This is a genomic window from Micromonospora siamensis (assembly GCF_900090305.1).
In the GTDB taxonomy this organism is placed as follows: domain Bacteria; phylum Actinomycetota; class Actinomycetes; order Mycobacteriales; family Micromonosporaceae; genus Micromonospora; species Micromonospora siamensis.
Map to the genome: position 1 here is coordinate 3,011,000 of NZ_LT607751.1, position 13,942 is coordinate 3,024,941.

At 73.0% G+C, this 13,942-nt stretch carries 14 protein-coding genes; 12 read left to right on the top strand and 2 right to left on the bottom strand.

The annotated features are described in order from the left end of the window. Positions 1–110: 110 nt before the first annotated feature. Positions 111–1,148 carry an aminotransferase class V-fold PLP-dependent enzyme gene (locus tag GA0074704_RS13840; protein ID WP_088970896.1) on the top strand — a complete coding sequence of 346 codons (1,038 nt, stop codon included), beginning with the start codon at positions 111–113 and terminating at the stop codon, positions 1,146–1,148. Between the two features lie 84 nt (positions 1,149–1,232). Here GA0074704_RS13840 and GA0074704_RS13845 read toward each other — a convergent pair whose 3' ends face one another. Next, entirely contained in the window at positions 1,233–2,405 is a 1,173-nt protein-coding gene (locus GA0074704_RS13845; protein WP_088973666.1) for an acyl-CoA dehydrogenase family protein, read from the bottom strand. A 151-nt stretch (positions 2,406–2,556) separates the two neighbouring features. Here GA0074704_RS13845 and GA0074704_RS13850 point away from each other — a divergent pair, with 151 nt between their 5' ends. From GA0074704_RS13850 to GA0074704_RS13885, 8 genes are all read left to right on the top strand, one after another. Then, on the top strand, positions 2,557–3,201 hold the full coding sequence (locus GA0074704_RS13850; RefSeq protein WP_088970897.1) for a TetR family transcriptional regulator: 645 nt from the start codon (positions 2,557–2,559) through the stop codon (positions 3,199–3,201). After that, entirely contained in the window at positions 3,198–4,271 is a 1,074-nt protein-coding gene (locus GA0074704_RS13855) for an alcohol dehydrogenase catalytic domain-containing protein (RefSeq protein ID WP_172880542.1), read from the top strand. The genes GA0074704_RS13850 and GA0074704_RS13855 overlap by 4 nt, the downstream gene beginning before the upstream one ends. A gap of 243 nt (positions 4,272–4,514) precedes the next feature. After that, positions 4,515–5,276: an ABC transporter ATP-binding protein gene (locus GA0074704_RS13860; protein ID WP_088973668.1), complete on the top strand. Its 762-nt coding sequence runs from the start codon at positions 4,515–4,517 to the stop codon at positions 5,274–5,276. Then, a complete protein-coding gene (locus GA0074704_RS13865) occupies positions 5,263–5,955 on the top strand; it encodes an ABC transporter ATP-binding protein (protein WP_088970898.1) in 693 nt (230 codons plus the stop codon). The genes GA0074704_RS13860 and GA0074704_RS13865 overlap by 14 nt, the downstream gene beginning before the upstream one ends. Positions 5,956–6,009: 54 nt before the next feature. Then, positions 6,010–7,254, top strand: coding sequence for an ABC transporter substrate-binding protein (locus GA0074704_RS13870; RefSeq protein ID WP_172880545.1), 1,245 nt, complete (start codon positions 6,010–6,012; stop codon positions 7,252–7,254). 7 nt (positions 7,255–7,261) lie between these two features. Then, complete coding sequence (locus GA0074704_RS13875; protein ID WP_088970900.1) at positions 7,262–8,143, top strand: branched-chain amino acid ABC transporter permease; 882 nt, start codon at positions 7,262–7,264, stop codon at positions 8,141–8,143. Beyond that, positions 8,140–9,156, top strand: coding sequence for a branched-chain amino acid ABC transporter permease (locus tag GA0074704_RS13880; protein ID WP_088970901.1), 1,017 nt, complete (start codon positions 8,140–8,142; stop codon positions 9,154–9,156). Before GA0074704_RS13875 ends, GA0074704_RS13880 begins: the two co-directional genes overlap by 4 nt. Positions 9,157–9,233: 77 nt before the next feature. Beyond that, the gene (locus GA0074704_RS13885) at positions 9,234–9,848 is read left to right on the top strand and encodes a transcriptional regulator (protein ID WP_231926852.1); all 615 of its coding nucleotides are present in this window, start codon (positions 9,234–9,236) and stop codon (positions 9,846–9,848) included. Positions 9,849–9,863: 15 nt separating this feature from the next. On the opposite strand, the gene GA0074704_RS13890 is transcribed toward GA0074704_RS13885, so the two are convergent. Continuing rightward, positions 9,864–10,436 carry a TetR/AcrR family transcriptional regulator gene (locus GA0074704_RS13890; RefSeq protein ID WP_088970902.1) on the bottom strand — a complete coding sequence of 191 codons (573 nt, stop codon included), beginning with the start codon at positions 10,434–10,436 and terminating at the stop codon, positions 9,864–9,866. Between the two features lie 54 nt (positions 10,437–10,490). On the opposite strand from GA0074704_RS13890, the gene GA0074704_RS13895 reads away from it, so the two are divergent. The 3 genes from GA0074704_RS13895 to GA0074704_RS13905 all read left to right on the top strand — a co-directional run bounded on the left by GA0074704_RS13895 (position 10,491) and on the right by GA0074704_RS13905 (position 13,920). Then, entirely contained in the window at positions 10,491–11,552 is a 1,062-nt protein-coding gene (locus GA0074704_RS13895) for an FAD-dependent monooxygenase (RefSeq protein ID WP_088970903.1), read from the top strand. A gap of 176 nt (positions 11,553–11,728) precedes the next feature. After that, the gene (locus tag GA0074704_RS13900) at positions 11,729–13,300 is read left to right on the top strand and encodes an MFS transporter (RefSeq protein WP_088970904.1); all 1,572 of its coding nucleotides are present in this window, start codon (positions 11,729–11,731) and stop codon (positions 13,298–13,300) included. An 11-nt stretch (positions 13,301–13,311) separates the two neighbouring features. Continuing rightward, a complete protein-coding gene (locus GA0074704_RS13905; RefSeq protein ID WP_088970905.1) occupies positions 13,312–13,920 on the top strand; it encodes a TetR/AcrR family transcriptional regulator in 609 nt (202 codons plus the stop codon). Positions 13,921–13,942 lie beyond the last annotated feature (22 nt).

The window sequence follows — 13,942 nt, forward strand, 5'->3', positions numbered from 1 at the left end:
ACTACATCCATGTTCGAGCGCGATCATGGGGCCGGCCGGGCACGGTGGGCAGGCCACGACTGGGTGATTGGCGCTGACCGGTGGCCGGTGGCCGCCGCTAGCGTCGGGGTATGGAGATCTCGAAGGCGCAGCAGTTGTGGCAGCCGGAACCCGGCTGGTTGAACACCGCCACCTACGGGCTGCCGCCGGAGCCGGCGTGGACGGCGATGCAGGAGGCCCTCGCCGGCTGGCGGGTGGGGCGGATGTCCTGGGAGGGCTGGTCGGAGTCGGCCGGGCGGGCCCGGGACGCCTTCGCCGGCCTGGTCGGGGTGGCGGCGACGGACGTGGCGGTCGGCGCGACCAGCTCGCAGCTGCTCGCCCCGGTGGCCGCCGCGCTGCCGTCCGGCGCCACGGTGGTGGTCCCCGAGGTGGAGTTCACCTCCAACCTGTTCCCGTGGCTGGTGCAGCAGGAGCGCGGGGTGAAGGTCCGCACGGTGCCGCTGGCCGGGCTGGTCGACGCGATCGACGCCAGCACCGACCTGGTCGCGTTCAGCCTGGTCCAGTCGGCCGACGGCGCGATCGCCCCGTACGAGAAGGTGGTCGCGGCGGCCCGCGCGCACGGCGCCCTCGTCGCGGTGGACGCCACCCAGGCCTGCGGTTGGCTGCCCTTCGACGCCGGGCTGGCCGACGCGGTGGTGGTGTCGGCGTACAAGTGGCTGATGGCCCCGCGTGGCACCGCGTTCGCCTACCTGGCCCCGCAGCTGCGGGACCGGATGCGTCCCGACGCGGCCTGCTGGTACGCCGGCGCCGACCCGTACGCCTCCTACTACGGTCCGCCGCTGCGGCTGGCCGACGACGCCCGCCGGTTCGACATCTCCCCGGCCTGGTTCAGCTACGTGGCCGCGGCGCCCGCCCTGGAGCTGCTGGCCGAGATCGGGCTGCCCGCCGTGCACGCGCACGACGTGGCGCTGGCCAACCGGTTCCTCGCCGGGCTGGGCCGGCCGCCGGGGGAGAGCGCCATCGTGTCGGTCGACGTGCCGGACGCCCAGGAGAAGCTGGAACGCGCCGGCGTGCGCGCGGCGGTCCGCGCCGGCCGCGTCCGCGCCTCCTTCCACCTCTACACCACCGAGCAGGACGTCGACCGCGCCGTCGAGGCTCTTACCGCCTGAGTGGACAACTCCGGGGAAGTTGCTGCCTGCCAGCTGATTCAGGCGGCACCTTCCCCGACACTGCGAGCCGGGCCGGGGAACGCGTCAGGCGAGGTGGCCGCCGATCTTCGTGTAGCCGCGCAGGAGGTCGCGGGAGATGATCAGCCGCTGCATCTCGTCGGTGCCCTCGAAGATCCGGTACAACCTCACCTGCCGGTACCAGCGTTCGATGGGCAGCTCCCGGGTGTAGCCCATGCCGCCGTGGATCTGGAGCACCCGGTCCACCACCCGGTTGACCATGCCGGCGCCGTAGAGCTTGCCGATCGAGGAGGCGTGCCGGGGGTCCAGGCCCTGGTCGACGGTCCACGCGGAGCGCAGCACCAGCCAGCGGGCGGCCTCCAACTCGACCTCCGAGTCGGCGATCATCCACTGGATCGCCTGGTTGGTGCCGATCTTCGCGCCGAACGTCTCGCGGGTGTTGGCCTGGTCGATCGCCATCTGCAACGCTCGTTCGGCGATGCCGATGGCGTGCGACGGGATCGTGTAGCGGCCCTTGCCGATCCATTCCATGCCCAGCGCGAAGCCCTGGCCGACCTCGCCGAGGATGTTGCGGTGCGGCACGCGTACGCCGTCGAAGACCAGCGCGGCCGGACCGCCCTCGCCCATCGTCTGGATGAACTCCGACCGCCAGCCCATCGCACGGTCCACCAGGAACGCGGTGGCGCCGCCGTTGCGGGCGCCCTTCTCCGGGTCGGTCACCGCGACCACGATCGCGAAGTCGGCGTCGTTGCCGTTGGTGATGAACGTCTTCTCGCCGTCGAGGACCCAGTCGTCGCCGTCGCGGCGGGCCCGCAGCCGGATGTTCGCCGCGTCCGATCCGGCGCCCGGCTCGGTGATGGCGAAGCAGGAGATCCGGTCGCCGGCGATGGTGGGGAGCAGGAACTCGCGCTTCTGCTCCTCGGTGGCGTGGAAGAGGATGTTGTCGGCCTCGCCGCCGAAGCGGAACGGCACGAAGCTGCGACCCAGTTCGGTCCAGATCAGCGACTGCAGCACGGCGGGCAGGTCCATGCCGCCGTACTCCTCGGGGGTGGCCAGCCCCCAGAAGCCGAACTTCTTGGCCTTGAGCTGCAGCTCGCGAAGCTCGGAGCGCTCCAGGCCGGGCCGGTGGGCGCGCTCGCGGCGCAGCACCTCCTGCTCCAGCGGCACGACCTCGCGGGTGATGAACGTCCGGACAGTCTCCCGGACCGCCCGTTCCTCGTCGGTCAGCGAGAAGTCCACCATGGGCCCCTTCCGAAGGGTGTGTCGTGACGGTGCGGCGGCCCTTAAACTAGCGGCGTAAGTTTTCCGGCGTCCAGACCCCGGCCCGGTCCCGGTCGCCGCCTGCCCGCGCCCGCCGTCGGGCCGGGTGGCAACCCCACGAGGAGTACGCGTGGCCCGACCTCGGCAACCCCTGCTGGACCGACGGCGCATCGTCGAGGCGGCCCGGGCGGTGATCGACGCCGAGGGGCTGCCAGCGCTCTCCACCCGCCGGCTCGCCGCCGAACTCGGCGTCCAGGGGCCCTCGCTCTACAACCACTTCGCCACCAAGGACGAGATCCTCGACGCGGTGGCCGACAGCGTCACCGCCACCGTGGACACCTCGGCCTTCGCCACCCTCGGCTGGCAGGAGGCGCTGCGGCACTGGGCGCGCTCCTACCGGCGGGCGTTGGCCGCGCACCCGAACATCGTTCCCTACCTGGTGCAGGGCCCCGGCCGTCGACCCGCCGCCCTGGCGATGGCCGACACCGTGCACGGCGGACTGGTCCGGGCCGGCTGGTCACCGGCGCGGGCCACCCACATCGGCGCGGCACTGCGCTACTTCGTGGCCGGCTCCGCGCTCGCCTCGTTCGCCCGCGGCTTCCTCGACGACCCGCAGCTGTACGCCGGACACCCGCACCTGCACCAGGCGCACCGGATCGCCGGGCGGCAGCGCAGCGTCGACGAGGGCGCCTTCGCCCTCGGCCTGGAGGCGCTGCTGCACGGCCTCGCCGCCGAGTACGACCGCAGCGTCGTGGTGCAGGGGGCTCAGCCGTGAGGGCGCTGGTGGCCCGCGGCGGCGGCGACCCGCGCGTCGAGGAGGTACGCCTGCCCGCCCCGGGCCCCGGTGAGCTTCGGGTACGCATCCGGGCCGCCGGGCTCTGCCACTCCGACCTGTCCATGGTGAACGGCACCATGCCGGCGCCGTTCCCGCTGGTGCTCGGGCACGAGGCCGCCGGTGTGGTGGCCGAGGCCGGGCCCGGCGCCACCGTGCCGGTCGGCACGCAGGTGGTGCTCAACTGGGCGCCGGCCTGCCGCACCTGCTGGTTCTGCCGGCACGACGAGCCGTGGCTCTGCGCCGCGAACACCGCCCCTGCGGTGCCCCGGGGCGTCACTGCAGAGGGGGAGCCGCTGCACGTCACGCTCGGCCTGGGCGCGTTCGCCGAGGAGGTGGTGATCCCGCAGGCCGCCGCCGTCCCGGTGCCGGCCGACCTGCCGCCGGCGCAGGCCGCGCTGCTCGGCTGCGCGGTGCTCACCGGCTCCGGCGCGGTCCGCAACACCGCCCGGGTCGCCCCGGGCCAGTCGGTGGCCGTGCTGGGCCTGGGCGGGGTGGGGCTGTCGGTGATCACGGCGGCCCGGGCGGCCGGGGCGACCCCGATCCTCGCCGTCGACGTGGCCGAGGCGAAACGGGACCTGGCTCTGGCCGCCGGGGCGACCGACTTCCTGCGCTCCGACGACACCCTGTCCCGGGAGGTCCGGGCGCGTACCGGTGGCCTGGGCGTCGACCACGCCTTCGAGTGCGTCGGCCGGTCCGCCACCATCCGGGCGGCCTGGCGGCTGGCCCGGCGCGGGGGAGCGGTCACCGTGGTCGGGATGGGCGCGAAGGACGACCTGCTCACCCTCTCCGCGCTGGACGTCTTCCACTCCGCCCGTACCCTGCGGTCCTCGGTCTACGGCTCGTCCGACCCGGATCGGGAGGTGCCGGTGCTGGCCAGGGCCGTCGCCGACGGGGCGCTGGACCTGACCCCGCTGGTCAGCGGCACCATCGGGCTCGACGAGGCGCCGGCGGCGTTGCGCCGGCTGGCCCGTGGCGAGGGCGCCCGCTGGGTGGTCACCTTCCCGGGGTGACCGCGCGGCGCCGCGCAGGTGGACCGGCCACATGTGGGCGTCGGTCGATGTGTCGCGGGTCCGGTGACCGGGCGTCGGCGGACCCGTCCCTATGGGGAGCGGGCCCGTCCGACGCCGGGCGAATGTGTGGGGCTTCGACATGGCTCGGCTTTGCCGCCCCACCGTAGGTTTCCAGCACGCGACGGCCCTGTGACCACGGTCACCGACCTGGCCGTCGCCTGAGGACCTGCGGAGGATGTGGCGATGGCCGGGCGAGCGCTCCTGTCGGCCCGTGGGCTGACCCGCGACTTCCGGGGTTTCCGGGCCGTCGACCAGGTCGACCTCGACGTCGCCGCGGACAGCGTGCACGCCCTGGTCGGCCCGAACGGCGCCGGCAAGACCACCCTGTTCAACCTGCTCACCGGCTTCCTGCCGCCGACCGCGGGCACGATCGAGTTGGACGGCCGGGACGTCACCGGCCTGCCGCCGGAACAGGTCGCCCGGCTCGGCGTGGCCCGCTCCTTCCAGATCACCAGCCTCTTCCCGCAGCTGTCCGGCCGGGAGCACGTGGAGCTGGCGTTGCAGAGCCCCAGCGGGCTGGGCTGGCGGTTCTGGCGCTCGGCCAAGCTGATGCGCCGCTACCGCGAGCGGGCCGACGAACTGCTGGACATGGTCGGCCTGGCCGAACTCGCCGAGGCGCCCGCCGAGGCCCTGGCGTACGGGCGCAAGCGGGCCCTGGAGCTGGCCATCGCGCTCGCCCTGGACCCGAAGGTGCTGCTGCTCGACGAGCCGACGGCCGGGATGGGGCTGGAGGACGTCGACCGCACCGTCGAACTGGTCAGCCGGGTCCGCCAGGGCCGGACCGTGGTGATGGTCGAGCACAACATGAGCGTCGTGGGCCGCCTCGCCGACACCGTCACCGTGCTCCAGGCCGGCAAGGTCCTGGTCGAGGGCCCCTACGAACAGGTCCGCGCCGACGAGCGGGTCATCACCGCCTACCTGGGAGCCACCGATGCTGCGCATTGACAACCTCTCCGCCTTCTACGGCGAGGCCCAGGTGCTGCGGGAGGCGAGCCTGGAGGTGGCCCCCGGTGAGGTGGTCACCCTGGTCGGCCGCAACGGCGCTGGCAAGTCCACCCTGCTGCGCTGCGTGATGGGGCTGCACTCCGGCCAGCGGGGGACGATCAGCCTCGACGGCCGGGATCTCACCCGGCTGCCGGCGTACAAGCGGGCCCGGCTGGGGCTCGGTTGGGTCCCCGACGACCGTGGCGCGTACGCCACGCTCACCGTGACCGAGAACCTGTCCCTGCCGCCCCGGGTCGGCCCCGACCCGTGGTCGCTCGAGCGGGTCTACGAGGCGTTCCCCGCCCTGTACACCCGGCGGGACTCGCCGGCCACCAAGCTCTCCGGCGGGGAGCAGCAGATGCTCGCCCTGGCCCGGGTGCTGCGGATGGGCGCCCGGCTGCTGCTCTGCGACGAGCCCACCGAAGGGCTGTCGCCGCTGCTCGTGCAGCAGGTCGGCGACCTGCTGCGGGAGGCAAAGCGGCACGGCGTGACCGTGCTGCTGGTGGAGCAGAACCTGCACTTCGCCACCGGCGTCGCCGACCGGCACTACCTGCTGGCCGAGGGACGGGTCGTGGAGGCGATGGACAACTCCGAGGTGCGCTCGCGGGAACGCGAGCTGCTGGCGTACCTGGGGATCTGAATTTCTTCAACGGCACATCGAACCGCGCGTCGGCGCGGATGTGGAGGGATCGGCATGCGCAGAACCGCAGTTCTGGCGGCGGCGTCCGCCGTCGCGCTGCTCGCCGCTGGGTGCGGCGGCGGGGGTCCGAGCGGATCGGGTGACTCGAAGCTGACCGACGACAAGGTCGTGCTGGGTGTCCTCAACGACCAGTCCGGGGTGTACGCGGAACTGTCCGGCAAGAACTCGGTGAAGGCCGTGGAGATGGCGATCGCCGACTTCAAGGCCAAGTACGGCGACAAGGCCGTGACGAAGAACATCAGCGTCGAGTCGGCCGACCACCAGAACAAGCCGGACATCGCCAACACCAAGGCGGCCGAGCTCTACGACCGCAAGGGCGTCGACGCGATCCTCGACGTGCCGACCTCGTCGGCGGCGCTGAAGGTGGCCGACGTGGCCAAGGCGAAGAAGAAGCTCTATTTCAACATCACCGGCGCCACCACCGCCCTGACCGGGGCGTCGTGCAACAGGTACACCTTCCACTACGCGTACGACAGCTACATGCTGGCCCACGGCACGGGCACCCAGGCGACCCAGCAGGGCGCGAAGAACTGGTACATCGTCTACCCGGACTACGCGTTCGGCCAGGACATGGAGAAGAAGTTCTCCGCGGCCGTGGAGGGCGCCGGCGGCAAGGTCGTGGCGAAGGACGCGACGCCGTTCCCGAACGACAACTTCTCCACCTTCCTGCTTAAGGCGCCGACGCTGAACCCGAAGCCGGACACCCTGGGCACCATGCAGGCGGGCGCGGACCTGGTCAACCTGGTGAAGCAGTACAACGAGTTCAAGCTGCGGGACAAGGGCGTCGGGCTGGCCGTCGGCCTGATGTTCCTCACCGACATCCACTCGCTGACCCCGGCCGCGCTGGCCGGCACCACCTACACCGACGCCTGGTACTGGAACTTCGACCAGCAGAACCGGGAGTGGGCGGACCGGTTCCTCGCCGAGACCGGCACCCGGCCCACCTTCGCGCACGCCGCCAACTACTCCGCCGCCATGCAGTACCTGGAGGCGGTGCAGGCGGCCGGCACCGACGACGCCGACACCGTGGTGAAGGGCCTGGAGGGCAAGGAGATCAACGACGTCTTCCTGCGCAACGGCAAGATCCGCGCCGAGGACCACCGGGTCGTCCACGACGCCTACCTGGCCCAGGTCAAGCCGCAGGCCGAGGTCAAGGAGGACTGGGACTACGTGAAGATCCTCAAGACCATCCCGGCGGCCGAGGCGTTCGCGCAGCCGTCCGGCGACTGCAAGATGTGACCAGGCCATGACCGGTTTCCTTCAGCACACGTTCGACGGGCTGGTGAACGGGGCCTTCTACGCCCTGCTCGCCCTCGGCCTGTCGGTGATCTTCGGGATGCTCCGCGTGGTCAACTTCGCCCACGGCGCCTTCTACATGCTCGGCGCGATGGGGGCGTATGTCCTGCTGACCGAGTTCGGGGTGCCGTTCTGGTGGGCGCTGGTGATCATGCCGGTGCTGCTGGGGGTGCTGGGCATGGCGCTGGAGCGGGCCTTCGTGCACCGGCTGGCGCAGCTCGACCCGCTCTACAACTTCCTGCTCACCTTCGGCCTCACGCTGATCCTCCAGGACCTGGTGAAGTCCCGGTACGGCGTGCAGTCCAGCCCGTACACCACCCCCGCCGAGCTGGGCGGATCGGTCGACCTCGGCCTGTTCGACTTCCCGACGTACCGGGTCTTCGTGCTGGTCTTCGCCGTCGCGATCTGCGCCGGCGTGTGGTGGCTGCTGACTCACAGCCGGGTCGGCATGGTGGTGCGGGCGGCGACCGAGCGCCCGGAGCTAACCCGGGCGTTCGGGATCAACGTGGGGCGGTGGGTGACCCCGGTCTTCGGCTTCGGCATCGCGCTGGCCGGACTGGCCGGGGTCCTCGCCGCCCCGATGCGGGCGGTGAACCCGCTGATGGGCGCCGACCTGATCATCGTGGTCTTCGCGGTGGTGGTGATCGGCGGCCTGGGCTCGATCTTCGGATCGGTGGCCGCCGGGTTCGGCATCGGGCTGATCCAGGCCTGGGGCGTGGTCTACCTGGCCGACTGGCCGATCCTGTCGCAGACCCTGGTGTTCATCGTGATGGCGGCCGTGCTGATGTGGCGTCCGGCCGGGCTGTTCGGGCGTGAGGAGGCAGCGGCATGACCACGACGGTCGACAGCGAGGCCGGCGCGAAGCCCGGTCGGGCCGGCTCCGGGCTGGTCGCGGTGGCCCGCGCCCCCTGGTGGGTCCGGTACGCGCTGCTCGCGGTGGGGCTGGTGGTGGCCCTCTGGCTGCCCAACGGCCTCTATCCGGCGGTGGCCGTGGACATCCTGTGCTGGGCGCTCTTCGCGGTCTCGGTGGATCTGCTGCTCGGCTTCACCGGGCTGATGTCCTTCGGCCACGCGGCGTTCTGGGGCACGTCGGCGTACGTCGCCGGGATCGCGGCGATCGAGGCCGGCCTGCCCTTCCCGCTCGCGGTGCTGACCGGCGCGCTGGCCGCGGCCGTGATCGCCGTGCCGATCGGCTACCTCGCGGTGAAGCGGACCGGCATCTACTTCGCCATGGTGACGCTGGCCTTCGCCCAGATGATCTACTACGTCGCGAACAAGTGGGGCACGGTCACCGGCGGCGAGAACGGCCTCCAGGCGGTGCCGCGCGAGCTCGGCGGGGTGGACCTGAGCGACGAGTACTACTTCTACTACGCGGCGCTGCCGATCACCCTGCTCGGGCTCTGGGCGGCGTGGCGGATCGTGAACTCGCCCTTCGGCCGGGTGCTGGTCGGCATCCGGGACAACCCGGCACGGGCCCGGGCCCTGGGCTACCCGGTGCACCGCTACAAGCTGACCGCGTTCGTGCTGTCGGCGTTCCTGGCCGGGCTGGGCGGCGGTCTCTACGTGATGGGGCACCAGTTCGTCTCGCTGGACGCGCTGCACTGGACCACCTCCGGCAAGGCGGTGATCGTGGTGGTCCTCGGCGGGATGGGCACCCTGTGGGGCGGGGTGATCGGCGCGGGGCTGCTGGTGCGCCTGGAGGACTGGTTGTCGTTCTCCGGCTTCGAGCAGATCGGCCTGGTGACCGGCGCCATCTTCGTGCTGGCCGTGGTGCTGTTCCGCAAGGGCATCTGGGGCAGCGCCGCCGCCCTGGCCTCCCGGTGGTCGGCCGGTCGCGGCAAGTAGTCACCCGCGACGCGCATCCGTTTCGCGTCCTCCGGACGAACCCCCTGGTAGTGGTCGTCTACCCGGGGGTACGTCTGGTGCTGACTCTTCCGTTGCCGGCCGAGGCCGCCGAAACGGCGCGCAAGCGGCTGTCGTTGGCCGCCGAGGACCTGGACGGCAACCGGGTCGCGGCGGAGATCCTCGACCTGGCCGCCGGTCACGGCGTGCCGGCGCTCTGGGAGCAGGTCTGCCTGCCGGTGCTGGCCGCCCTGCCCGGGCACACCGGCGGTGAGGTCGCCGTCGAGCACGCGCTGTCCGAGGGGATCCGGGTCGGGCTCGACGTGCACCGCCGCGAGCCCGGCCGGCAGCTGCCCACCGGCGGGGTGCTGCTCGCCGGCGCCGAGCAGGAGCTGCACTGCCTGGGCCTGCACGCGCTCGCCGCCGCGCTGCGCGAGCGGGGCCGGGGTTGCCTGCACCTGGGGGCGGCGCTGCCCTGGTCCGCGCTGGCCGACGCGGTGACGCGGGCCCGGCCGCGTACCGTCGTGCTCTGGGCGCAGACCCCGGTGACCGGGCGCGCTTACCGGCTGCTGCGCTTCGCCCGCGACGTTCCCGGGGTACGCGTGCACGCCGCCGGCCCGGGCTGGATCGAGCCCTTCCCGCCCCCGTCGCCCCGACTGACCTCCCTGCCCGCCGCCGTCGCCGCCTGCCTGTAGGGAGGGGCTCTCCGCTCAGTGCCCGGACCGGCCGGCGGGGAGCAGGCCGCGCAGCAGCGCCTCGATCGCCGCCTCCGGGGCGAAGTCCTCCTCCGGGTACGCCAGCTGGTTGCCGAGCAGCCCGTCGACCAGGGCCAGCAACATCCGGAAGTGCGCGCCGGGGTCGGTCGAGCCGAGCGCCGCCACCACCGGTACGCCCCAGCGGGCCAGCCGATCGCGGCCGGCGCCGATCTCCCGCCGCAGCTCGGGGTGGACGGCGGCCTCGACGAAGAGCGCGTGCCGCGCCTGCACCACCACCCTGCCCTCGGTGGTGAGGTGGCGGACGAGCCCTCCGAGGACCGTGGCGAAGGCGTCCGGGTCGCCGGGTGGCAGCTCGCCGGCGAGCTGGTCCCACGCGGCCGTCTCGACCTCGACCAGCCGGCCGAAGACCGCGGCGACCAGCGCGTCGCGGGTGCGGAACTGGTTGGACGCGGAGCCCTCGGGGAGTCCGGCCTCGGCGTCCACGGCCCGGTGGGTGAGCTGGCGGAGCCCGCGGGTGCCCAGCACCCGGATCGCCGCGTCCAGCAGCACCTGTCGTCGGTCGGTCACCCCGTCACACTACAACCGTAGTCAGCGGCACTACATCCGTAGTAGCCTGCCGTCATGGGAACTCGGACGGCCGCGGTGGTCGGCGGCGGGATCGGCGGTCTGGCGGTCGCGGTGGGACTGCGGTCGGCCGGCTGGGAGGTCACCGTGCGGGAACGGGCGGCGGGCCTGCCCGAGGTCGGCACCGGGCTGGGCATCTGGCCCGCCGCGCTGCGCGCGCTCGACGCCCTCGGGTTGGGCGAGCGGGTCCGCCGGCGCGGCAGCCGCCAGGCCGACGGGGTGATCCGTCGGCCGGACGGCTCGCGGATCGCCACCATCGACGTCGCCCGGTTGGAACGCCGGTACGGCGAGCCCGTGCACCTGGTCACCCGGCCGGTCCTGCTGGCCGAGCTGGCCGCCGCGCTGCCCGACGGGGTGGTGCGGTTCGGCGCACCGGTGCCCGACCTGGCCGCCCTCGGCGGGTACGACCTGGTGGTCGGCGCGGACGGCATCCGCAGCACGGTCCGCGCCGGCCTGTACGGCGACCGCTACCCGCTGCGCTACGCGGGCACCGTCGCCTGGCGCGGCAGCGCTGCCGTCGAGGTCGCCACCGGGGGCGAGACCTGGGGCCGGGGGCGCAAGTTCGGCGTCACCCCGCAGGGGCCGGGCCGGACCAACTGGTACGCCGCGGTGGCCCTGCCCGAGGGCGCCCAGCCGCCCCCGGACGACCTGGCCGAGCTGCGCCAGCTCTTCGGCGGCTGGCACCAGCCGATCCCGCGGCTGCTCGACGCGCTCGCCGCCGACGAGGTGCTCCGGCACGAGGTGCACGACCTGACCCCGCTGCCGAGCTACGTCACCGACCGGGTGGCGCTGCTCGGCGACGCAGCCCACGCGATGACCCCGGACCTCGGACAGGGGGCCTGCCAGGCACTGATCGACGCCGTGGCGCTGACCGACTGCGTACGGTCCACCGACGACCTGCCCGCGGCGCTGCGCGCGTACGACCGGCTCCGGCGTCGCCCGACGCAGCGGATCGCCGCGACGGCCCGGCGGGCGGGGTGGCTGTCCCAGGTCCGGCACGCGTTGCCGGCGCGGGACGCCGCGGTGCGGCTCGCCCTCGCCCTGGGGCCGCCCGCCTGACCTCCGGCCGGTCCGGGCCCGGCACGGGGGCGGGTCCGGACCGGGCGGCGTGACCTCGCCCACAAACGATACGAACCGGTTCCGTATCGAATTCCGCTCACCTACGCTCCGGATGTTACGAGCCTGACCCGTATCGTATTTCGCGCCACGGGCGGACCGGGGGGAGAACCGGGCACATGGAACCGCACGAGAACACCGGACACCCGAGGAGGTGGGCGATCCTGGGGGTGCTGGTGATCAGCCTCCTCGTCGTCGTCCTCGACAACACCATCCTCAACGTCGCGCTGCGCACCCTCGCCGACCCGGTGCACGGCCTCGGCGCCAGCCAGGGCGAGCTGGAATGGTCGATCAACTCCTACACGCTGGTCTTCGCCGGCCTGCTGTTCACCTTCGGCGTGCTCGGTGACCGCTCCGGACGCAAGCGATTCCTGGTGATCGGCCTGGTCCTGTTCGGCCTCGCCTCGCTGCTCTCCGCGTACGCGCAGAACCCCGGCCAGCTGATCGCCGCCCGGGCCCTGATGGGTGTCGGCGGCGCGGCCATCATGCCGGTGACCCTGTCGATCATCTCCAACGTCTTCGACCCCCGCGAGCGCGGCCGCGCCATCGGCGTCTGGGCCGGTGCGGTCGGCCTCGGCGTGGCCATCGGCCCGGTGCTCGGCGGCGCCCTGCTGGAGCACTACTGGTGGGGCTCGGTCTTCCTGATCAACGTGCCGGTGGTGGCGCTCGGCGTGGTGCTGGTCGCCACCCTGGTGCCCGAGTCCCGCGACCCCAACCCGGGCCGGGTCGACCTGCTCGGCGTGCTGCTGTCCGTGGTCGGCCTGGTCGCCCTCACCTACGGCATCATCGACGGCGGCGAGCACGGCTTCGACCGGCCGTTGGTCTGGGCCTCGATCGTCGGCGGGCTCGCCGTGCTGGCCATCTTCGTCACCCACGAGCTGCGCAGCGACCACCCGTCGCTCGACGTCCGGCTGTTCCGGGTGCCCCGGTTCGCTGCGCCGGTCACCCTGATCGGCCTGGTCTTCTTCGCCGCCATGGGCGTGATGTTCTTCAACGCCTTCTATCTGCAACTGGTACGCGGCTACAGCCCGCTGGAGACCGGCCTGCTCTTCCTGCCCTTCGCCGGCGCCCAGCTGATCTTCGCCCCGCGCAGCGCCGCGATGGTCCGCCGATTCGGCGGCCGGGCCGTCGCCGTGACCGGCCTGCTGCTGACCACGGTGGCGCTCGGCGCGTTCGTCCTGGTCCAGGCGGACACCCCGATCTGGATGGTCACCGTGCTGACCTTCATCCAGGGCGCCGGCATGGCCAACATCATGCCGCCGGCCACCGAGTCGATCATGTCGGCACTGCCCCGGGAGAAGGCCGGCGTCGGCTCCGCCGTCAGCAACACCGTCCGCCAGGTCGCCGGCGCGCTCGGCGTGGCGATCCTCGGGTCGGTGCTCTCCGCGGTCTACCGCGACGACATCGCTCCGGCCGTGGCGGCCCTGCCCGCCGCCGCCCGGGACGCCGCCAGCGAGTCCATCTCCGGGGCGTACGCGGCCGCCGGGCGGCTCGGCCCGGCCGGGCCGAGCCTGATCGGCTCCGCCAACGACGCCTTCGTCACCGCCATGCACTGGGCCGCCGGGATCAGCGCCGGGGTCGCCGCGCTCGGCATCCTGGTCGCGCTGCGCTGGCTGCCCGGACCGGCCGGCGCCGCGCCGGCCACTCCCGCCACGGCCGCGGCCGAGCCGGAGTTGGCCGGAACCGCCTAGGTTCGGGTTCAATGTCTGACATGACTTCCACCGCCGATGCTCCGCGGTCGCCCGGGCGACCGCGGAGCGTCCGCGCGGACGAGGCGATCATCAGCGCCACCCTGGACCTGCTCGCCGAGGGCAGCACCATCGAGGCGCTCTCCATCGAGGCGATCGCCGCCCGGGCCGGCGTCGGCAAGGCCACCATCTACCGCCGCTGGCCCGGCAAGGACGCGTTGCTGCTCGACGCCCTGCGCACCCTCAAGGGCCAGCCGCCCGAGCCGACCGGCCACTCCGTACGCGACGACCTGATCCTGCTCGTCGGCGCCATCGGGCACAACGTCGACCCGCGCGCGGCGCGGATCATGCCCTGCCTGGTGCCCGAGGTGAACCGCAGCCCGGACCACTACCAGCTCTACCAGAACATGATCGAGCCGCGCCGCAGGCTGATGCGCGAGGTGCTCCAGCGCGGGATCCGCACCGGCGAGCTCCGCGCCGACCTCGACATCGACGTGGCGATGGCCATGCTCTCCGGCCCGATACTGATGCAGCGGATGCTGCGCTGGCACCCCGAGCTGGACGAGAAGATCCTGCCGGAGAAGGTCGTCGACGGGGTGCTGGACGGTCTGCGCCCCCGCTGACTCCGTCGTCGGGGAGGCCGCG